The organism is Bacillus sp. FJAT-26390, from assembly GCF_001682865.1.
Classification (GTDB): Bacteria; Bacillota; Bacilli; order Paenibacillales; family Paenibacillaceae; genus Pristimantibacillus.
Genome location: NZ_MAQX01000011.1, coordinates 57242 through 76849, shown reverse-complemented (window position 1 = coordinate 76849; position 19608 = coordinate 57242). Strand labels below are relative to the sequence as shown.

Genomic DNA, 19608 nt, shown 5'->3' with positions numbered 1-19608 from the left:
TGTTTTCATATGCTATTCTGTCTCGATTCATTACACTTTGTTTAGGAAAGCGGTGTGTTTGTGCAGCAACCGATTGCGATACTAGATTCAGGCGTAGGCGGCATTACTGTTGCCAAAGAAGTCATGCGCCAACTACCGCGCGAAAAAATCCTTTACTTCGGAGACACGGCGCGGACGCCTTATGGCCCACGTTCTTCTGAGGAGATCGTTCGCTTTACGAGAGAGATCGTTGATTATCTCATACAGTTTAATCCGAAAATGATTGTTATAGCATGTAACACAGCAACCGCTGCCGGGCTTGAGGATATACGCTCTAGAGTGGCGATCCCCGTTGTAGGCGTCATTAATCCTGGCGCCAGGGCGGCAATCGGGCTGACGGTCACGGGCTGCGTCGGCGTTATCGGCACGGAAGGCACGATCAACAGCGGCGCATACGAGCAGGCATTGCGAGAGCTTTCTCCACAGGTGAAGGTAATCAGCTTGGCGTGTCCGAGGTTCGTGCCTCTGGTAGAGAAGGGGAAGTTCCGGTCTCTTGAAACGTATGAGACGGTGCGCAGCTCTATTGGGCATTTGCGAGGATATTCGATGGATACGTTAATTCTTGGCTGTACGCATTATCCGTTTCTGTCGGAGACGATCTCCGAGGTGATGGGCCCAAATGTCAAATTGATCAGCTCGGCAGATGAAACGGCGCGCGAGATCAGCATGATCCTACATGAACAAAGCAAGCTGTCGCGGGGCGACAAGATTCCGTTACATCAGTTTTTTTGCAGCGGCGATCCCCAAATGTTCCAGTCCATTACGCAGCAGTGGCTGGGCAAGCAGATCGAGCTAACGCCCGTCATCTGGCAAATACCGAATATCGTATAAGCATCATACGCGGTTACACCGAAGCTGGGCCCTGAGCGGGCTTGGCTTCTTTTTTTGATTTCGCTTCATAGGACAAGTGCGGCGCCGCATAACATGATAGGAACAAATCGATGCAGCAGGAGGCGATTGCGGTGTACTCCTTACAAACCTACGGCTACGTGGACTTAACAGAGGGTGTGAGGCAGCTGACGGGAAGATATCCTTTTTTATCGGCGCATGTTATTGGACATAGCGTGATGGGCAAGCCGATATTAGCGCTTCGCTGCGGCAACGGCCCGCGCCGTATCCATATGAACGGCTCTTTTCATGCAAACGAATGGATAACCTCTGCTTTGCTTATGCGGTATGTCGCGGATTTATCAGCAGCCTATTGCAGCGGCGACAAAATCGGCAATCAGCATGTGGATGACCTGTGCAGGAAGGTGACGCTTTGGGTTGTTCCGATGGTAAATCCCGATGGAGTCGAGCTCGCGCAATTTGGCGCGGCGCCTACGCATCCATTTTACAGGCAGCTAATGGAATGGAACGGAGGCTCTGAGCAGTTTAGCGCCTGGAAAGCGAACGTAAGGGGCGTTGATTTGAACGATCAATTCCCGGCGTTCTGGGAGGAGGAATGCAAGCGCAGAGGGATAGCAGGACCTGGTCCGAGAGACTATCCAGGGCCGTATCCGCTTAGCGAGCCAGAGGCGATGGCGATGGCCCGTTTTACGCAAACGATCGGATTCGACGCTGTCATGGCGCTGCATACGCAAGGACGGGAGATTTACTGGAACTATCGCGATTTTGAGCCGGCAGAAGCGGAGGAGCTTGCACGCAGGCTAGGCCGCGTTAGCGGTTATGAGCCGGTTAAGCTGACGGGCAGCGACGCAGGTTACAAGGATTGGTTTATTCAGCATTTTCGCAGACCGGGCTTTACGGTAGAAGCCGGCTTTGGCGAGAATCCGCTGCCGATGGGCAACTTTGACAATATTTATATGGAACTGCAGCCGCTGCTGCTAGAGGCGCTTCGTCTTTAGCGGCTGCCCGCCGTTTGCGGGGAGTAGGTATGACGGACATGGATATGCTATAATAATCGGAAAAGATCAGCAAAGGTGGGATTCAGATGCGTAAAATGCTGTCGCTGCGCCATTGGCAGCGGACGTTTGCCCGAATTTTCCAGCTGCTTCGTTCTAAGAACGTATCTATGCTGGACAAGCTGATTTTTACCGTGCCTGTTTTCCTTTACTGGGTATTGCCTGATGTGCTTCCGCTGCCGTTTTTGCCGATAGATGATATCGCGGTGACGATGCTGCTTGCGGAATGGTTTGCCCGTAGAATGGAGACCAAGTATAATATGAAATTATGATCATTGCCGCAAGGCATAACGATAAGAGGAGCTGGATAAATGATGAACTGCAAAATTTCCAAAAACGCTGCAAAAGTTATTCAAGTAGAGCTGGACAAGCCTGAGAATGCAGGCAAAAAACTTCGTATCTACGTTACGCATTCGCACGGAGACCATGCGCATTACGGCATGGGCATCGACGAGCCAACGGAGAAGGATGAGGTCGTAACGACTGACAAAGGGATCGACGTTATTTTGGAGAAGGACAACGCTTTTCTAGACGGCGTTCGCATCGATTATTTCTATGTGCCAGAAGAAGGTTTTGCAGTTACGAATCCAACCAAGGGCAACCACGGCGATCACTAAGCAATATCCGAATCCGGTTGAAATAGGAAGTTGAATAATGGCTAACGATATAATGGTTTGCGACAAATGCAAGCATATGAAGATGAAATCAATTGTTCCTAAGCTGCAAAAGCTGGTGCCCGACACGGAAGTGCGCGTCGGCTGCAAGTCTTACTGCGGGCCCTGTGCCCGTTACGCATTCATATTTGTTAACGGCCGTTATATTAAGGCGGCATCCGAGGATGAAGCGATCGAGAAGATCCTTCCCTTTATCAAGAAATAAAAAATTTTATATGGCTGAACACACAACAGGACCCTGCGATAGCTTTATTCGTAGGGTCTTTGCGCAAATAGAGGCTATTGCCATTTGAAAGGAGCACGAGGGTGGACATAACGACGCCGCAGCTGTTATATCACGGCACGACAAGCGATACGGTGCAATCGTTTAGTCAAAAGCTGTTGAATTCGCCATATTGGCGGCCAGGCAAAGATTTTGGCGAGGGATTCTATACGACGATATCCATTGCGCAGGCTCGCAAATGGTCGCATAAGGCGGCGAAGGAGTCATGGGATGGAGGCCGTCCCTGCGTGCTGGTCGTTGAACTGACGTCGGTGCCGGAGCGGGTAGAGCCGCTGCTGTTCCTCTCCGATTCGCCGGCATGGGCATCCTTTATCTATGCTCACCGTAAGGCGGCGGTTAAAGGAAGCGATCCTTGCGAAGCCCATCCGGACATTATAATTGGTCCGATGGCGGACAATGACACTGGAAAAATCGTACATAAAGCAGTACAATTAAATAAAGATGAGCATTGGTTTTATGAACAAATTACGATTTCGCGCAAAGGCACGAAGCTGGACTCGCTGCGGCTTGGCAATCAGGTCGTCTTTTGTTCCGAACGTTGGGAAGCTCATTTGAAACTTGTCGGCTACCATATTTATACGGGAAGCAGGTGGATCTATCATGAAAGTGAAAACGCAGGTCAGGTTAAGCTTGTATGAGCGAGGCATTGTAGAGGCGTTAACAGCCGAATATGGTTACACGCCGGCTGATGCAAGAGTGCTTGTTGTCGAATATATCGAGGTTGTGCGCAAGCTTGGAGGTTATGATCATTGCGGTCAATACGCGCAGCTGCTCGATCGTGCGCGCCGGATGAATCATCCCCCTTCGCAGTGGCTTGAACGTATTCAGGATATAGAGAAGGGCGAGCTGAGAGACAGAGGCATCGGATCGGAAGAGCGCCAATATTTGCAAACGAAGTAGGACCCCGCGATACGGATCGTCGGGTCTTTTGTTTGTTTTACGGCTTAGGCATATGCTAGTCAGAGGAAGCTTAGGAGGAACAAAAGATGCTGAAGCCAGCACGTTATTACCTATTTGGACTAGCCCTTGCGCTAGCTTGCTTGGTTGCGGCAGAGCTGATTTGGCTGCCGGCACCGCTTAGAACGGGCGGTGGCATGCAATGGATCGAAATGATAGACCGGCTGTTTAACGTGCTTGCGCTCGTTCCGCTCAGCTGGGCGTTCGGCGCTTTGTTAGGCGCGTGGCAGCAGCGCAGAAGGATGGGCTTTTTTCTTTTATTGCAGCTGCTGCGGATCATAATAGCCGGGCTGGGTATTATCGGCGCGGCTTTCGTGCTGTTTGCGCCGGAGAAGCTGTTTCAGCTGCTCTTGATCATTGGCGCTGCGGCTCCGCTTGTATTTGAGGATATGCTGCTTAGCGAAGGCTTGGAGCGCGTGCGTGCGGCGAAGCTGGTGAGCTTGGAAGAAGCTGAGGGGCGGCATTCAATCGTTGGGAGAAGGCTTCGATGGCTGCCAAAGCGAGGCGCAGCCGCTTTGCTTGCTACGATCGTCTTGTTACTGGTTTTGCTATGCCCTACAGGCTACCGGGTAACTTACCCAGGCATGACGCTGAACATGAATCGGTATGCGCATGTGGAAGGCGGCAAGGAGGTTGGCACGATTAACGGCGTTCTCGTATTCGATAGGCCGGCGGTACCGGCGGATTGGTTGTATGCGAGACTTCTGCCGCTGTACAGCTTTGAGAAAATTCCGGCTGACGAGCCGCCGCTAACGGAGTCGTATGCGCAGGTCGTTCACATGAAGACCGATGCGAACAGCTTGGCTGCTGCCATAGCGATGCAAAAGGCAGGAGTAGGGAAAGGCATAACGGCGGACGGCGTCAGAGTGATTGCCGTCGTGAAGGACAGCCCGGCCGATAAGCGGCTGCAGGCAGGCGATATCATTGATAAGCTTAACGGACAAGCCGTTCGTTCGATCATCGACATGACAGACTATATGGGAAAAGCCGTTAAGCCAGGCGATTCCGTAGCCGTTACGCTGAGAAGAGGTAAGGAAGCTGCCGAGGTTGAAGTGAAAACAAAGGCATCGGAGGATGATCCTAAGCGGTCTGTATTCGGTATTTCGGTACAAACGGAGCTGCTTTTGGACACCCCTCGGAGCATCGGCTATAAAAGGTTCATGGCTCATATCGGAGGGCCGTCGCATGGCGCGATGCTGACACTGGCGTTAATCGATCAGCTGACGCCTGGCGGCGTTACGAATGGCAATCAGGTAGCAGGTACGGGTACGATTGAACCGGATGGCTCCGTTGGCCTTATCGGAGGCATTAAACAGAAGGCTTACGCGATCAGCCGTACGGACGCCGATGTGTTTTTTGTACCGGAGGAGCAAGAAGCAGAGGCTCGCAGCGGCGCGCCAGATCTGAACATCGTACCGGTGAAGACGATCGACGATGTGCTCGCATGGCTGGCGCAGCACGGGAAATAGATAAAGGGCCGACCCGCCATGTTGTTGACACGGTGGGTCAGCCCTTATTTTTTGCGCGCGCATCCGACATTCGGCTCTTTCATCACGCGGATACGTGGCAGCTTCTGCAATACAATGCTGAGAAACTACCGATTGGTGAGCACAGGCTGCAGTTGGTACAGCGGAATTAGCTCAAACTGGTCAAATAGCCGGTTAGGCGATCTATTAAGCTGCATTTGCTATCGTTGTGCGGTCACTAGGTCGCTATTGGCGCGTGCTTCCGTAGCTTTTTGCTCCTTGAAGTCATCGATTAAATCGTTCATGACGATTTGGTCGGACATGCTCAGCTCGGTGCGTGCGCTTTTGTACTCGTCCAGACATGCGTTAAGATCGCCCGGAGCGTTGTTTTGAATGTTCCAGCAGGTCCCGTTCTTCGCGACACCATCGCTAGAAGGCTTGAAGTAGAAGGTGCCGTCAGTAAATGCACCGTTTCTTAACACGATTTTTTTGCCGGAAAGGGGCTTGTCGGTTAGAAGCGGCGTTCCAATCAAATATTGATCAGCCGTCGAAATGCCGAGCAGATGCATAATCGTAGGCGTAACATCAAGCTGTCCGCCAACCTGCGTATAGGTTCCAGCATGCTCGTCACCCGGCAAATGAACAAGGAAAGGCACCTGCTTCAAAATCATTTGGCGCTCGAGCTCGTTAAGCTCCTTGCCAAGGAATGTCTCAAACAGCGACCAATCCTTAATGGAATTGTCGTGATCCCCGTACATGGCCAGTATGGTGTTGTCCCAGAGCCCTTCTTTTTTCAGCCGATCGACTAGTTCTCCAAGCGCCGCATCCACATAATGAATCGCCTGCAGGTAATCGCCCATCATCGTTCCTTTTAGCTCGCCAACATCAAGCTTTTTCTCCGCTGCCGGCATCGTGTAGGGATGATGGCTGGATAGCGTGATCAGAAACGAATAAAAGGGCTGCTTTTGCTCGGATATGACATCGAGTGATTGCCTGAAGAAAGACTTGTCCCCGAGCGCCCAGCCGATCTTCTCATCCAGCGTAAAATGCTTCAAGCTGTAAAACTGATCGTATTGCATATTGTTGTACATAATGTTCCGATTCCAGAAGCCGCCCTCATAGGAGTGAAAAACGGATGTGCCATAATCGTTTTCCTTCAAGGTTTTGGACATGCAGTCGAACGCATTGGGCGCATATTGGATGAAGACGGAACCGTTCGCTACCGGTTGCATCGAGCAGTTGGCGGTAAAATCGGCATCAGACGTTCTTCCTTGGGCCGTTTGATGATAAAACTGACTGAAATACGCGCTTTGCTTGATCAGACCGTTAAGATGAGGCGTAATCTCTTGTCCGCCAATGGATTTGTTGATCATAAAGTTTTGGAACGCTTCAAGCTGCACCATCAAGACGTTGCTGCCTCTATAGGCCCCAAATAGCGTGTCCTGCTCAAGCGAGCCGCGGAGAACGCCGCGCGCTTCGATCCATTTTTGAGCTTCCGACGATTGCTCCGCGGTTACGGTCTGAGCATCCAGGTAGTTCTGCTTCACATAACGGTAAACGTCATAGCCGTGGAAGCCAAGCGCTCCCGTGACATTGTAAATGGACAGATTCCACCAATTGCCGTCAAATATGCCCTGCCCCCATGTACGCTTGGCTTCGTTCACATTCGTGAATACAAGTGAGGAGCCGATTGTAAATATAACGGCGCTCAGTAAGATGCGGACGACTGCTTTTTGCCAAATGGCCGTCCTTCTGCGATGCTCACTTGCCCTCCGGAGATCGCCGCGGCCTCTCCAGATCACATAGAGCGCAAACGGCAATATGGCAATAAAGTCAAGGAAAAGCAGAAAATCCTTCGCGCGAAGCAGCGTTCCGATGCTTTCGCCGAGCGAGTCGACTTGGCTGAATTGAAGCAGCACGGGAACCGAGATCAAATCCTGAAAATAACGATAATAAATGAGATCGGCATATAAAACGATAGATGCGATCACATTTAGTGCGATAAGGGAAATGATTCGCCCGCGCGCGGGCAGCCAAATGGTCCAGAAGCTGAAGAGCAGAATGGAGCCAAGCTCAATCAGCGCGTCTGTGCCGGTCATTTTCATATTGGCGACATGCAGAATTTCCGAAAACAAATACATCTTGGCAAGCATTACGCCAGCAAATAGCAGCAGATCGATAGCTTTAAAGCGTTCAAGCCATATCAAAGCCGTGCTCATGCCGTGGCGTAATGGCGTTTGCCTGGTAGATAACATAAGTGAAATATCCTTCCTGTTCCGTTAATGCCGATTTCCGCGAGGGGGAAGCGGGCCGAAAAATTGCAGGTAGTTACATTCAATCCGTCCATTGAACAGCTTCCGCTTCTTGTCGGCGGGTCGGCCGAAATAATGCTCAATCGTTGTTGAAGGGCTAATCGAGAAATACGACCATGTCGGATAGTGCAGCGCCGTTAGGCCGAATTGGCGAAGCGCCGCCTCTGCCTGCACGTCATCGCCGAGCCTCTCGCCATATGGCGGGTTCGTTATAATGACGCCATAATCGCCTTGCAGCTTCACCTTGGCGACAGGCTGGACGGAAAGTTTGATCTCTTTGCCGAAGCCAGCTTTCTTTATTGCGGCCTCAGCGATCTCGATTGCGCCGGGATCAATATCGGAGCCGGCGATTTGGAGCGGGATATCGTCCTTCACTAAATCGAAGGCTTCGTCACGCGCTTCCTCCCATAGCTCACTCGGAATAAGCGGCCAGCCCTCACTATTAAAGTTTCGACGAAGTCCTGGTGCAATATTCCATCCGATCATAGCTGCTTCAATTAAAATTGTGCCGGATCCGCAAAACGGATCATAAAGCGGCCGATCAGGACGCCAGCGGCTAAGCTGAACGAGAGCAGAAGCAAGCGTCTCCCGAATCGGAGCTTCGGTAGCTACTTTACGATAGCCGCGTTTATGCAAGCCGTCGCCGGTCGTATCAAGCGTAAGCATCGCGCGGTCATTCATCAGCGTGACTTCAATGACGTAACGTCCGCCGTCTTCGGGGAACCACTCGGTGCCGTAGCGTTCGCTCATTTTATCAACGACGGCTTTTTTAACGATGCTTTGGCAAGCTGGCACGCTTGTTAGCAGAGATTTTTGCGAGCGGCCATTAACGGGGAATTCTCCGTCATTCGGAATCCACGTCGGCCAATCGAGCGCTTTCGTGCCTTCAAAAAGCTCGTCGAACGTAGTTGCAGGGAACTCTCCCATTTTAATAAGAATTCTGCCAGCGGTGCGCAGCCAAAGATTGGTGCGGCAAATATCGATCGGACCGCCTGTGAAATTCACGCGTCCGTTTTCTACTTGAAGATCGGTATAGCCAAGATCCTTCAGCTCGCGTGCGACAACCGCCTCAAGACCCATCGGCGCGGTTGCGATTAGCTGTAACTTTTCCATTTTACACTCTCTTTTCATCAATTCTTGGCGACATGAGCGTCGCATTAAAGGCTAAAGCTTGTAACCCCGTGAACAAAAACATACAATCAAGTATAGGACAAACTAGGTTGTTATTACAAATTGTAAAATTGGAGAGAGAAAAATAATGTTGCTGAACGAACAATATGTAGATTCGCTTTATGGGGCAGATGCTGATCTGGAACGCGCAAAAGCAGGAATAGCGGCAAACGGAATGCCGGATATATCGGTTGCCGACGGCTACGGAAGGCTGCTCACGATGCTAGTATCGTTATCGAAAGCTGACAATATCGTCGAAATTGGGGCGCTTGGCGGATATAGCGGCATTTGCTTGGCACGCGGGCTGAGAGAGGGCGGAAAACTAGTTTCGCTAGAGCTTTTGCAAAACTATGCAGACCTAGCCAAGGTACACATGGAAGCGGCTGGCCTAGGGGACAAGGTCGAGTATATGGTTGGCGATGCGAAGCAAAGCTTGGAGGTGCTGAAGTCTGCTGGCCGGAAGTTTGATTTCTTCTTTATAGATGCAGATAAAGAAGGCTACCCGATCTATCTGGATTATGCCATCGCACTTGCCAATCCGGGAGCCATTATCGTAGGCGATAATATTTTGCTTCGTGGCAGAACGACCGATCCGGCGAAAGAGGGGCCTTCGGTTCGCGCAGTGCGATTCTTTAATGAGACAATCGCGTCAGACGAGCGGCTGCAGAGCACGGTGCTGCCCGGTTACGACGGACTTGCGATTGCAATCGTCAAGTAAACGTAAGTTGAAAAGCATTGATCTACTTCATGTTCGCCGAAGTGGGTTGGTGCTTTTTTTTATTTGGCAAGGGAAGGGGGATAGGCACGTATGTGCTCTTAACGCCGAGGAGCAGCGAAATTTGGCTTCAACGCTCAATAAGAAAAGCGGCGCAAGAGAATGGATTTCTCTCACGCCGCTTCGCCACTACTATTTAACGGCGTCAGCCGTCCTTGCTTGGTTGTTTCTGTGGTCGCTTGCGCAGCAGCGATTGCCATACCCATCCTGCGTTAACCATAAGCATGACCGCGGATAGGAGGAACAAGCCTTGAATGCCGATCCAGCCGGAGAGAGCACCGCCGGTGATCGGGCCAATCATGTTGCCGAGGCTCATTGTGCTGGTGTTGAAGCTGTACGAGCGGCTCTCCATGCCGTCCGGTGTGTATTTGCGAATAAGGGAGTTTACCGCTGGAATAAGCCCCCCAAGAAAAATACCGAGCACAAAACGAGCAATTAGCAATTGCCAGACCGTTCCGGCCAAAGCCTGCGGGATAAAAGCAAGCGAGGCGCCGACAAGCGCGACCCCAAGCACACGCTCCGCGCCAATTCGATCGCTAAGCTTGCCAAGCAGAGGTGAGGCCACCAAATTGGAGAGGCCTGTAACCGAGCCGACAAAGCCGGCAAAAAAAGCAAGGTTAGCGGTTGTGCCGTGAAGCTCCTGCACGTAGAGCGGAATGAGCGTCATCGGGCTCATCATCGCGAACTGGATGAGGAAGGTGACAGCAAACAATGCGGTAAGCTGCGGAATTCCGCTTAGCTTCCGAAAGCCTTCAATGACGGAGGCCTGCATGCGAGCAGCTGCTTTCATCCGGTCAAAAGGTTCTTTTACAACGAACAAGGCAAGAAGAGAAGCCGCAAAAAGCAAAGCCCCCGTTAGATAGAAAATTGGGCGGAAACCGATCGTGTCCGCCATTAAGCCGCCGATGAATGGTCCAAGAATCGTACCCGCAATTCCCCCGGATTGAATCGTTCCCATCGCGAAGCCCATTCGATTTTTTGGCGTTGTTGCCGAGATCAGAGCGATTGAGGCTGGGTTAAAGCCGGAAATCGTACCATTTACCATGCGAAGCAAAAGCAAATGCCAAGGGTTGGTGGCGAAGCCCATCAATACCATAACGATCGACATGCCGAAGCCTGAGCGAAGCAGCATCATTTTGCGACCGTAACGGTCGGCCATTTTACCCCATATCGGTTGGAAAATAAACGAAGTAACAAAGTTTCCGGCAAAAATAAATCCAGCCCAAACACCGATCTCATGCTTATCCGATAAGCCCAAATCAAATTGCAGATAAAGGGACAGGAACGGAATGATCATCGTCATCCCAGCCATAACGAGAAACTGTCCGAACCACAACACAACCAGATTTTTTTTCCATTGTTCCATAAGCTGAGTATAGCATAACTTTAATGTCCATTTCCTCAAGCGAGCTTGACCAAAATCGAAAGCGCTTCCGACAATATTTATTTTTATTTTTATTATATTAATGAAGAATAATTTCTAAAAAGAAAATTTTAAGCCCATTTTCAGCTGAAATGTAGTAAAATAAAAGTGTTATTCGACACATAACGCTACTATTTTTAACATGGGAATGATTTCCTTAGTACATTAATACTACATGGATAATATTACTATTATAAATAGGAAATTATGCTTATCCAGAAAACGGAATATATAGGTCAAAAGTCATTGACAGGGATTATATAACTTGTTTTAATTAAAGCAAGTTTCATTCACCTTATCTCTGTTTCAACATGGTTTGCAAATCTATTGATAGTTGGTGATGAATTATGTCAGGTACCCGTAAGCGAATAGGAGATTTGCTAGTCGAGTCTGGCGTAATTACGGAAGAACAGCTGCAGCAGGCGTTAATTCAGCAGCGGGAATTAAAGACAAGGCTCGGCGATATTTTGATTTCCAAAGGTTACATAACCCAGCAGCAATTTATTGAAGCGTTAGAATTTCAGCTTGGCATACCGCATGTGCAAATCTATCGCCAGAAGATAGATCCTAAAATTATTCAGCTTATCTCTCAAAAGCTAGCAGATCAGCATTGTGTCATGCCGATTCGGATGGAAGGCAATAAACTGATTTTGGCCATGGCCGATCCGCTGGATTATTTCGCAATAGATGAGATACGAATCGCCACTGGTCTTCGCATTGAACCTGTCATTGCCTCCAAAGAAGAGCTTGTTCGTGCTATTAACCGCTATTATGGACTGCAGGATACGATCGAGCAGATCAGCCAGAACCTGCAGCTAAAAGATATAGACGAGGATCACGCCATTCAGGATGAGGATTCTCCTGTCGTGAAAACCGTCAATCAGGTCATTGTACAAGCCGTTCAAATGGGAGCAAGCGATATTCACTTGGACCCGCAGGATGGTAGCTTCCGCATTCGTTACCGTGTGGATGGCGTAATGAGAACCGAACGAATGCTGCCGCCTAACATGCATGGCATTATTGTCGCCCGCATCAAGATTATGGCTAATTTGAACGTTGCCGAGCGGCGCCTTCCCCAGGATGGACGAGTAGAGCTCGATATCGATTTTCGAAAAGTTGACGTTCGGGTATCGACATTGCCAACGATTCACGGCGAGAAGGTTGTTATTCGTGTATTGGATTTAGGGAATTCGCTGGCCGATATTTCTAAATTAGCATTATCCGAGCGCAACGAGCAGGTTTTTCGCAAAAGCATTGAAATGGCGTACGGTGTTGTACTCATAACAGGCCCTACGGGAAGTGGAAAGTCGACGACGCTCTATTCTGCGCTTGCCCACTTAAACAAAGATGACGTCAATATTATCACGATTGAGGACCCGGTCGAGTATCAGCTAGAGGGTGTCAATCAGGTACAGGTTAATCCGCTAAGCGGACTTACGTTCGCTAGGGGACTGCGGGCTATTTTGCGGCAGGATCCGAATATCGTCATGCTTGGAGAAATTCGCGATTCCGAGACCGCTGAAATATCGGTACGGGCCGCAATGACCGGACATCTTGTCCTTAGTACATTACATACAAACAACGCCGTTAATTCGATTACTAGATTAATAGATATGGGCGTTGAGCCCTTCTTGATTTCGTCTGCCGTCAATTGTATCGTTGCACAGCGGCTTGTGAGACGGATTTGTACGCACTGCAAGCAGCGATATACGCCGATAGACAAGGAATTAGAGCTTATTTCCAGCCACGGCATACGAACGGATCATCTGTACAAAGGCGCAGGCTGCGGAGAATGCGGGCGTACCGGATATAAAGGCAGGCTTGCGATTCACGAAGTGCTGCTCGTCGATAATGATCTTCGATCTTTGATTATTTCTAAACGATCAGACAACGAATATTACGAGCATGCGCTTAAGCAAGGCATGATTCCGATCTTGGCCGATGGTTTAAGGAAAGCAGTAGAAGGCCACACGACGGTGACCGAAGTGTTCCGCGTACTTGGGCAAGGAGAATAAAAGGCAAGTGTTCAGCAGGGAGGGTGCTGCTTATGCAAGCGGAGGAATTGCTTTATTTAGCTCATTCAAAACAAGCATCCGATATCCACATCACCGTAAACTCGCCAATTATTTTTCGAATACATGGGGAATTAAAGCCGATTAACGATGTTTTGTTAAAGCCGAGTGAAACGCTTGAGCTCGCTAAGCAATTTATGACGGACGAACGTTATGAGGCGCTTCAGCAAAATGGTGACGTCGATTTTTCTTACGGAGTTGCCGGACTTGCTAGATTTCGTATTAACGCTTATAAGCAGCGTGGAAGCGTTGGGCTAGCGATCCGTATCGTGCCTAGCCGCATTCCTTCGATGGAGGAGCTGCGGCTGCCCCCTATTGCAGCTGAATTCGCGAAAAAGCCGCAAGGCTTGATGCTTGTAACCGGACCAACGGGCAGCGGTAAGTCTACCACGCTGGCATCGATCATCGATCACCTGAACAAAACGGAAAATGCCCATATCATTACGCTGGAGGACCCGATCGAATTTATATACGATCATAAAAAATCGATGGTCAATCAGCGAGAGGTGGGCCTGGATACGCCGTCTTTCTCCCATGGGCTAAGAGCAGCGCTGCGGCAGGATCCGGATATTGTATTGGTCGGCGAGCTGCGTGATTTGGAGACTATCAGTACCGCAATTAGCGCAGCAGAGACCGGGCATCTTGTATTTGGAACCTTACATACTGCGGACGCACCGCAAACGATCGACCGCATCATTGACGTGTTCCCGCCTGCCATGCAAGCTCAAATACGAATACAGCTTGCCGCCGTTTTACTCGGAGTCATCTCGCAGCGTCTTTTGCCGAAGTCCGATGGCAGAGGAAGAATCGCTGCCTTTGAAGTGCTAGTGAATACGCCAGCTGTCGCCAACCTTATCCGTACCGAGAAAATCTTTCAAATTCGTTCTGTGATGCAGACGAACAAGGCGCTAGGAATGCAGACGATGGAGTATGCCTTAAGGGAGCTTGTCCAGCAGGGTCAAATTAAATTAGAAGATGCGCGCGAGGCTCTATTTGGATTCGGCGAGCTTTAAGCAAAACAATTGATTTGTTATGGAGTTGGTATAATGCCGAAATATCGGTACAAAGCGGTTACTTCCAGTGGCAAGAAGTCTATCGGAATTCTTGAGGCCAGCACGATGCAGCGCGCACGCGAGACATTGAGCGAGAAGGGCTTGTGGGTTACGGATATATTGGATACGAACGATACGACGTTATACAAGGATATTTCGTTTGGCGGTCCGCGTGTCAAAATGGATCAGTTTACGGTATTTTGCCGCCAATTGGCTACGATGTACCGAGCGGGTGTCAGTTTAGTAGAATCCGTTCAGATATTGAGCGACCAAACCGACAGCAAAACCTTGTCCAAATTGCTTATAGCGATCGCTGAAGAGATGCGGGGCGGCAAGCAGTTCTCTGAGTCCGTATCCGCTTACCCTACCGTATTTTCACCCATTTTCGTCAGTATGGTTCAAGCGGGCGAGGTGGCAGGGAACCTGGATACGATGCTTGAGCGTCTAGCCGTTTTCTTTGAGAAGGAGCGCAACACGAGAGAGAAAGTAAAGTCGGCGATGGTTTACCCTACGGTTATGCTCGTGATGATGGTACTCGTCGTTATTTTTATGATGCTGTTTGTTATTCCGCAGTATGTAACCAGCTTTGCAGGAATGGGCATCGAGCTGCCATTGCCGACCCGGATCGTTATGGGGATTAGTGAGTTCATGCAGCGTTTCTGGTATATCGTAATTGCGGCAATGTTTGTGCCAAGCTTAGTATGGAAGCTTATCCGGCGCACAGCTGCCGGGAGACAGAAGCTGGATTATTGGCTGCTCAAAATCCCGGTATTCGGCACATTATGGCATAAGCAAGCTATCGCCCGTTTCGCACGGACGTTTAGCTCCCTGATTGCCGCGGCTATTCCGCTTATGCAGGGCTTGTCCATCGTTTCGAATGTCGTGGGCAATGAGGCAATGGGCAAAGTCATCTCGGACATTCGGGAGAAGGTACTGAGCGGAGAGCCGATGTCGGAGCCGCTTAAGCAATCTAACCTATTTCCGCCTATGGTCGTACAAATGATTGCCATCGGCGAACGTTCAGGCGCGACTGAAAACATGTTGGATAAGGTTGCCGACTTCTACGAGACGGACGTCGATCAGATGGCAGATCGTCTGAAGGCGCTGCTAGAGCCGCTTATGATTGTTTTGCTAACTGGAGTAGTCGGCGTCATCGTAATGGCTGTAATGATGCCTACGTTTAAGATGATGCAGAGCTATTTATGAGCATCAGAAAGCAGTAAGCAGGTTGTTTCTGAGCATAGATGTACCCCTTGCTCAGAGCTGCTTGAAAGAATAATAGCTTTATCAAGCCGCATCCCATTGATTACCAGTTAGTCGTTTAGGGTAAATAGCGGTTGTAAGCAGTAGCAGTTATAAGGAATAGCATCTGTTTGCTGGAACTTAGACTGCGCATTTCATTGGTTTTACTTTTTTAAATAAGCTTTGAAAATTGAGAGGAGAATGTTTATGTTGATGGCATTAAAACGGAATCAAAAGGGTCTAACACTTATCGAGTTGCTTGCGGTGTTAGTTATTGTGGGGATTATTGCAGCGATTGCTATTCCTGCTATTAGTGGGACAATTAACAAATCAAAAGAAAAAGCAGATGCTGCAACTGATCAAATGATCATTGAATCTGTTTTGCGTTATGTAGTTGATGAAAATTTAAATGAAACGGTCACTGCTAAAAGCATTTCAACAGAGTTAGTTGCTAAGGGTTATCTAAATTCTGACCCAGTGTGGCAAGATACTTCTAAAAAGAAGTCAACCTTCACCGCGACACTTACAGGAAATAAATGGACAGTAACATTGAATACCTGACAAGTATAGAAAGGCAACCTTTGATGGTTGCCTTTCTATAAATTTTCAAGCAAGGAAGGGATAGAATGACCGCAACAGCTATAATCGCATTCGCGCTTCTTGGGTTGCTTCTCGGTGGTGTATTTAACGCTATTGCTATTCAATGGGATAGCCGGTTTCTATCTGTTTATCCACCAATATACCAACTGAATAAACAGGAAAAGCCAAAGCGATTTGCGGTTGTTCCATTAATCCCTATTCTACTCTCCAATCTACAGAATACAGCTGATCGCAAAACGATCGTTTGGCGCTATCCCATAAGCGATCTCATCACGGCTATTCTTTTTGCGCACGCTGCGTATCACATAGGCTGGAAGCTCGAACTACTCGCAGTATTATTCTTCATAAGCATCCTCGTCATCATCGTTCAAACAGACCTAACCGATATGATTATTCCAAATAAAGTGGTGGCGGCCGGTGTAGTCGGTGCAGTATGCATTCGATTATTCGTTCATCCGCTTCCGTTATTGAATTACGGTATCGCTGCTCTTGTCGGCAGCGGGGCCTTGTTAGTCATAGGCATAGTTGGAAGCTGGGTATTAAAGAAGGAGACGATGGGTGGGGGCGACATCAAGCTATATGTGTTTATAGGCTTGATCTTAGGCATTAAGCTTACCTTGCTCAGTCTGTTTCTCGCCAGTTTATTTGGATTAATCGGAGGGCTTGCCTTGATCGCAGCAGGAGCTCATTCCAGAGGCAAAACGATACCGTTCGGTCCCTATATCGCCGCAGGCGCGTTAGCGGCGTATTATTGGGGGGACGGTTTGATTGATTGGTATTTATCGTTACTGAGTATGTAACAATTAGCGCTGCGTCGTATATACGGTTGTTAAGATTTCTTTAGTTGAGTTGTTAGGAAGCTGCATGACTAACGTGATTTGCAGTTTGCCGTTATTTGCGTCAAAGCGAATGTTTTGTACGTGATCGGAGAGCACGACCTTGGTCGGCGAAGCTGCAAGCGTGCCATTTTCTTTTGCTAGGCGGTACACGACTTCAAGAGTATGAGTTGAACTGTTGAAGTTATACTGGGCGTACTGACCGTTGACGCCGTTTAAAAACAAATTGTTGGATGTGCCGTTAAGCGGCGTAGGAATTAATCCTTTCCGGACGGTATTTACAATATGACTCACGGTATCCCGCGACTGCTGCATCACATCTTCTCGTCCAGAAACTTGGTTGAGACTCGTGTTTGTATAATTAAGCAGGTAGATTAACGAACTCAAAATCATTGCAGTTAGTACAAGCACGCCTAGCACTTCTACCAGCGTTAAACCTTTTTCATTATTTTGCAGCTTCTGCATCTTGTACACCACACAATCCTATGATTTGTATTCAATATATGCTTCCAGATTGTATTTTTTGGCAGAAGCAAGCTCTTCGCAAACGATGGTAACGCGTCTGAAATAGTCGTTCGGATTGAGTATGACACTATCGAGCTGCACCGTTTCAAGCGAACCCGGATAGGATTGGATACGGAGCGAATATTGTTTGTCAGCCGCATTCGGATAATAGATGGTCGCTGATGATAGATTTCGAATGTTGGCAAGCGATAAATTTTGCTCGTAAATCGAAATCGTTGGAGTAGTTGACTTTAAATTTCCTTTAATCTCTTCCATTACATTTCGAGAGATAACGACGGATTGGTCAATCTTTTCATTCATTTTAGTATTGATCGTTGATTGCTGCAAAATGTAAGTAATTCCGAGTACCGCGATTGCTAACAGTACGAGTGAGCCAAGCACTTCGACAAGCGTCAATCCCTTTTGATTTCGCATCTTAGGCCCCTATCTATTAAAAGTAATCGTATAGATTTACTCATAGAATAAACTGATGTAGGAGGAAAACGCAATGTTTAAATGTTTTCAATCAGAAAAAGGCGGCACGCTTATGCTCGTTTTCGGATTCATTGTCATGATTGCCTTAGTCATTGCTCCGCTTGCTATGAGTACGAATATTGGCTTGCTTCAAGCGAAGACAAATGGCAATAAAGAGGCTGCATTCACTAAGGCACATTCGGCAATGACCGTATTTGCTAGACTCTATGAGGAATCGAAAATAAAAGGGGTAATAAATACAAAAGCACAGGTCGAGAAGCTTGTTGCTGCTGTTAATGGCATGAACGACCTGCATGCTGAATTGACTATCGAATCTGACAGTTCAAATAATCCGATTGCCGTACTATTCTCAGCGGATGATGGTTATGACAAGCTTAAGCGCAATGATAAGGTGCGTTATAACTTAGGACAGATCGCGCCAGAACCAACAGCGACGCCGATGCCAACCCCGACGCCAATCGTAACGCCAACGCCGATGATCCCGACACCGCCGCCATCGACCGTTACGGAGAAGGTGCTTGTGAAAGACAACACAACTACACCGAACAAACATAATAAGCTGTTTGCCGCATGTTATTATGCGCCGCCTGTCGGCGAGCCACTGCCGGACAAATATTTTAAAAACAGCTATACACAGACGCAGTTCAACAACTGGTTTGGTGCTACGGCAGATAGCTATCTAAATGCTGCCACTCTAGCCATTTCAAATAAGATTGCGGATCCAAGACTCGCTAAAGCTTTGGCACTGAGCAATACAACGCCATCGGGCGCAATTTCGATCTCGCAATCAAGAGCTGCGGTTAATCATACGGGTACGGTAAATATCGGAGGAACCAGCTCGCAAAATATTACGCAGGCCTTGCTGGTCAATTCGGATTCGAATGGGAATGCGTTAACGGCAACCGGCAATCTAGACTTTACGGATATTATCAAAAGCGAAGTTAAATTTGCCGGGAATGTTAAGGTTGGCGGCAATCTTCGAGTAAGGGATACAACTTCTGCCGGATCAATTGTATTTGGAGGAGACGTATACGTTCGCGGCGATGTCGACTTTGGTTACAACGGCGATATCGACAACATTGTCGTTGAAGGAGATCTCATCATCAACGGCAATTTGAAAATGAGCAATACGCTGCAAAAGCTCATTGTTCACGGAGACATTATCCTCGGCGGAACAACCAGCTCCACCTATCCAATCCATTTGTGGGAAGTTAGAGGGGAAATGGTTGCTAAGGGTGCGGTTACCCTGAGCAATACGGTTTACGCGTTCAAGGTAACGAAAAATGTCATTATCGGCGATAAGCTCTCTCTCAACAGCACGGTTCAAAATTACTTTAATGTTGGAGGATCGTTGCTCGTCAAAAACGATTTGACGTTCAACAACACCGTTTATAACGTGAACATCAACGAGCATATTATTGTAGGCGGAAAAGTGCAATTTACGAACACCATCGAGAAAGCGTTTATCGTAGGCCGATCTTTTGTCGCACGAGGAGACATTACATTCGCTAACGATACGAAGCAATTAATTCATATTGGCGAAAATATGATTACGAAATCGAATCTAAGCTTTAATCCTTACGGGATTGACGGAGGGCTCCAGATAGACGGCATGCTGCTCGTATTCCAAGATGCTAATTTTCAAGCCTTAGAGAAGGATTGGCATTTTAATAAAATGGAGGGCTTTTATATCGGAGGAGTGACAACGTTCTACTCTAACTATTCACAATCCTGGTATATAAACAACCTTAATTCCGGAGCTCAGCAAGAAAGCATTTGTATTACGAAATCTTAGACATCACGC

At 48.4% G+C, this 19608-nt stretch carries 21 protein-coding genes; 16 read left to right on the top strand and 5 right to left on the bottom strand.

Annotation, left to right across the window (positions count from 1 at the left end; all coding sequences use genetic code 11):
- Positions 1-60: 60 nt before the first annotated feature.
- The 9 genes from racE to A7975_RS33640 all read left to right on the top strand — a co-directional run bounded on the left by racE (position 61) and on the right by A7975_RS33640 (position 5496).
- The gene (gene racE / locus A7975_RS12045; protein ID WP_065385256.1) at positions 61-870 is read left to right on the top strand and encodes a glutamate racemase; all 810 of its coding nucleotides are present in this window, start codon (positions 61-63) and stop codon (positions 868-870) included.
- Positions 871-1001: 131 nt separating this feature from the next.
- Entirely contained in the window at positions 1002-1886 is an 885-nt protein-coding gene (locus A7975_RS12040; RefSeq protein WP_231637554.1) for a M14 family metallopeptidase, read from the top strand.
- 86 nt (positions 1887-1972) lie between these two features.
- Positions 1973-2215, top strand: a complete 243-nt coding sequence (locus A7975_RS12035; RefSeq protein WP_053376958.1) for a hypothetical protein — start codon at positions 1973-1975, stop codon at positions 2213-2215.
- Between the two features lie 42 nt (positions 2216-2257).
- A complete protein-coding gene (locus A7975_RS12030; RefSeq protein ID WP_053377886.1) occupies positions 2258-2560 on the top strand; it encodes a heme biosynthesis protein HemY in 303 nt (100 codons plus the stop codon).
- A gap of 37 nt (positions 2561-2597) precedes the next feature.
- The gene (locus A7975_RS12025) at positions 2598-2822 is read left to right on the top strand and encodes a YuzB family protein (RefSeq protein WP_065385255.1); all 225 of its coding nucleotides are present in this window, start codon (positions 2598-2600) and stop codon (positions 2820-2822) included.
- A 101-nt stretch (positions 2823-2923) separates the two neighbouring features.
- The gene (locus A7975_RS12020) at positions 2924-3538 is read left to right on the top strand and encodes a DUF3990 domain-containing protein (RefSeq protein WP_065385254.1); all 615 of its coding nucleotides are present in this window, start codon (positions 2924-2926) and stop codon (positions 3536-3538) included.
- Entirely contained in the window at positions 3501-3800 is a 300-nt protein-coding gene (locus A7975_RS12015) for a hypothetical protein (RefSeq protein WP_065385253.1), read from the top strand. The genes A7975_RS12020 and A7975_RS12015 overlap by 38 nt, the downstream gene beginning before the upstream one ends.
- A gap of 86 nt (positions 3801-3886) precedes the next feature.
- Positions 3887-5326 carry a PDZ domain-containing protein gene (locus tag A7975_RS12010; protein ID WP_065385252.1) on the top strand — a complete coding sequence of 480 codons (1440 nt, stop codon included), beginning with the start codon at positions 3887-3889 and terminating at the stop codon, positions 5324-5326.
- Positions 5302-5496 (top strand): hypothetical protein, encoded by a 195-nt coding sequence (locus A7975_RS33640; RefSeq protein ID WP_141680282.1) that lies wholly within the window; start codon positions 5302-5304, stop codon positions 5494-5496. The genes A7975_RS12010 and A7975_RS33640 overlap by 25 nt, the downstream gene beginning before the upstream one ends.
- 48 nt (positions 5497-5544) lie before the next feature.
- Here A7975_RS33640 and A7975_RS12005 read toward each other — a convergent pair whose 3' ends face one another.
- Positions 5545-7578 (bottom strand): LTA synthase family protein, encoded by a 2034-nt coding sequence (locus tag A7975_RS12005; RefSeq protein WP_065385251.1) that lies wholly within the window; start codon positions 7576-7578, stop codon positions 5545-5547.
- Between the two features lie 24 nt (positions 7579-7602).
- A complete protein-coding gene (locus tag A7975_RS12000; protein WP_065385250.1) occupies positions 7603-8748 on the bottom strand; it encodes a THUMP domain-containing class I SAM-dependent RNA methyltransferase in 1146 nt (381 codons plus the stop codon).
- A 145-nt stretch (positions 8749-8893) separates the two neighbouring features.
- Here A7975_RS12000 and A7975_RS11995 point away from each other — a divergent pair, with 145 nt between their 5' ends.
- Complete coding sequence (locus A7975_RS11995) at positions 8894-9523, top strand: O-methyltransferase (protein WP_065385249.1); 630 nt, start codon at positions 8894-8896, stop codon at positions 9521-9523.
- Between the two features lie 202 nt (positions 9524-9725).
- Here A7975_RS11995 and A7975_RS11990 read toward each other — a convergent pair whose 3' ends face one another.
- Complete coding sequence (locus A7975_RS11990) at positions 9726-10946, bottom strand: MFS transporter (RefSeq protein ID WP_053376949.1); 1221 nt, start codon at positions 10944-10946, stop codon at positions 9726-9728.
- Positions 10947-11350: 404 nt separating this feature from the next.
- Between A7975_RS11990 and A7975_RS11985 the strand changes: the two genes are divergently transcribed.
- From A7975_RS11985 to A7975_RS11965, 5 genes are all read left to right on the top strand, one after another.
- The gene (locus A7975_RS11985) at positions 11351-13018 is read left to right on the top strand and encodes a GspE/PulE family protein (protein ID WP_053376948.1); all 1668 of its coding nucleotides are present in this window, start codon (positions 11351-11353) and stop codon (positions 13016-13018) included.
- A 32-nt stretch (positions 13019-13050) separates the two neighbouring features.
- On the top strand, positions 13051-14088 hold the full coding sequence (locus tag A7975_RS11980) for a type IV pilus twitching motility protein PilT (protein WP_053376947.1): 1038 nt from the start codon (positions 13051-13053) through the stop codon (positions 14086-14088).
- A gap of 33 nt (positions 14089-14121) precedes the next feature.
- Positions 14122-15333 (top strand): type II secretion system F family protein, encoded by a 1212-nt coding sequence (locus tag A7975_RS11975; RefSeq protein WP_053376946.1) that lies wholly within the window; start codon positions 14122-14124, stop codon positions 15331-15333.
- Between the two features lie 243 nt (positions 15334-15576).
- Complete coding sequence (locus tag A7975_RS11970; protein ID WP_065385248.1) at positions 15577-15930, top strand: type II secretion system protein; 354 nt, start codon at positions 15577-15579, stop codon at positions 15928-15930.
- 65 nt (positions 15931-15995) lie between these two features.
- On the top strand, positions 15996-16769 hold the full coding sequence (locus tag A7975_RS11965) for a prepilin peptidase (protein ID WP_065385247.1): 774 nt from the start codon (positions 15996-15998) through the stop codon (positions 16767-16769).
- A 3-nt stretch (positions 16770-16772) separates the two neighbouring features.
- Here the strand turns inward: A7975_RS11965 and A7975_RS11960 are convergent, their stop codons facing one another.
- Entirely contained in the window at positions 16773-17270 is a 498-nt protein-coding gene (locus tag A7975_RS11960; protein WP_065385246.1) for a prepilin-type N-terminal cleavage/methylation domain-containing protein, read from the bottom strand.
- Between the two features lie 18 nt (positions 17271-17288).
- Positions 17289-17744: a type IV pilus modification PilV family protein gene (locus tag A7975_RS11955; protein ID WP_065385245.1), complete on the bottom strand. Its 456-nt coding sequence runs from the start codon at positions 17742-17744 to the stop codon at positions 17289-17291.
- Between the two features lie 73 nt (positions 17745-17817).
- Here A7975_RS11955 and A7975_RS11950 point away from each other — a divergent pair, with 73 nt between their 5' ends.
- A complete protein-coding gene (locus A7975_RS11950; RefSeq protein WP_065385244.1) occupies positions 17818-19599 on the top strand; it encodes a hypothetical protein in 1782 nt (593 codons plus the stop codon).
- Positions 19600-19608: the final 9 nt, after the last annotated feature.

What these genes read in the sequence shown, in the direction of transcription:
- A7975_RS12035 (WP_053376958.1), top strand. Translation starts at nt 1,973, where the DNA reads ATGCGTAAAATGCTGTCGCTGCGCCATTGGCAGCGGACGTTTGCCCGA.
- A7975_RS12030 (WP_053377886.1), top strand. Translation starts at nt 2,258, where the DNA reads ATGAACTGCAAAATTTCCAAAAACGCTGCAAAAGTTATTCAAGTAGAG.
- A7975_RS12025 (WP_065385255.1), top strand. Translation starts at nt 2,598, where the DNA reads ATGGCTAACGATATAATGGTTTGCGACAAATGCAAGCATATGAAGATG.
- A7975_RS12015 (WP_065385253.1), top strand. Translation starts at nt 3,501, where the DNA reads ATGAAAGTGAAAACGCAGGTCAGGTTAAGCTTGTATGAGCGAGGCATT.
- A7975_RS12010 (WP_065385252.1), top strand. Translation starts at nt 3,887, where the DNA reads ATGCTGAAGCCAGCACGTTATTACCTATTTGGACTAGCCCTTGCGCTA.
- A7975_RS33640 (WP_141680282.1), top strand. Translation starts at nt 5,302, where the DNA reads ATGGCTGGCGCAGCACGGGAAATAGATAAAGGGCCGACCCGCCATGTT.
- A7975_RS12005 (WP_065385251.1), bottom strand. Translation starts at nt 7,578, where the DNA reads ATGTTATCTACCAGGCAAACGCCATTACGCCACGGCATGAGCACGGCT.
- A7975_RS12000 (WP_065385250.1), bottom strand. Translation starts at nt 8,748, where the DNA reads ATGGAAAAGTTACAGCTAATCGCAACCGCGCCGATGGGTCTTGAGGCG.
- A7975_RS11995 (WP_065385249.1), top strand. Translation starts at nt 8,894, where the DNA reads ATGTTGCTGAACGAACAATATGTAGATTCGCTTTATGGGGCAGATGCT.
- A7975_RS11990 (WP_053376949.1), bottom strand. Translation starts at nt 10,946, where the DNA reads ATGGAACAATGGAAAAAAAATCTGGTTGTGTTGTGGTTCGGACAGTTT.
- A7975_RS11985 (WP_053376948.1), top strand. Translation starts at nt 11,351, where the DNA reads ATGTCAGGTACCCGTAAGCGAATAGGAGATTTGCTAGTCGAGTCTGGC.
- A7975_RS11980 (WP_053376947.1), top strand. Translation starts at nt 13,051, where the DNA reads ATGCAAGCGGAGGAATTGCTTTATTTAGCTCATTCAAAACAAGCATCC.
- A7975_RS11975 (WP_053376946.1), top strand. Translation starts at nt 14,122, where the DNA reads ATGCCGAAATATCGGTACAAAGCGGTTACTTCCAGTGGCAAGAAGTCT.
- A7975_RS11970 (WP_065385248.1), top strand. Translation starts at nt 15,577, where the DNA reads ATGTTGATGGCATTAAAACGGAATCAAAAGGGTCTAACACTTATCGAG.
- A7975_RS11965 (WP_065385247.1), top strand. Translation starts at nt 15,996, where the DNA reads ATGACCGCAACAGCTATAATCGCATTCGCGCTTCTTGGGTTGCTTCTC.
- A7975_RS11960 (WP_065385246.1), bottom strand. Translation starts at nt 17,270, where the DNA reads ATGCAGAAGCTGCAAAATAATGAAAAAGGTTTAACGCTGGTAGAAGTG.
- A7975_RS11955 (WP_065385245.1), bottom strand. Translation starts at nt 17,744, where the DNA reads ATGCGAAATCAAAAGGGATTGACGCTTGTCGAAGTGCTTGGCTCACTC.
- A7975_RS11950 (WP_065385244.1), top strand. Translation starts at nt 17,818, where the DNA reads ATGTTTAAATGTTTTCAATCAGAAAAAGGCGGCACGCTTATGCTCGTT.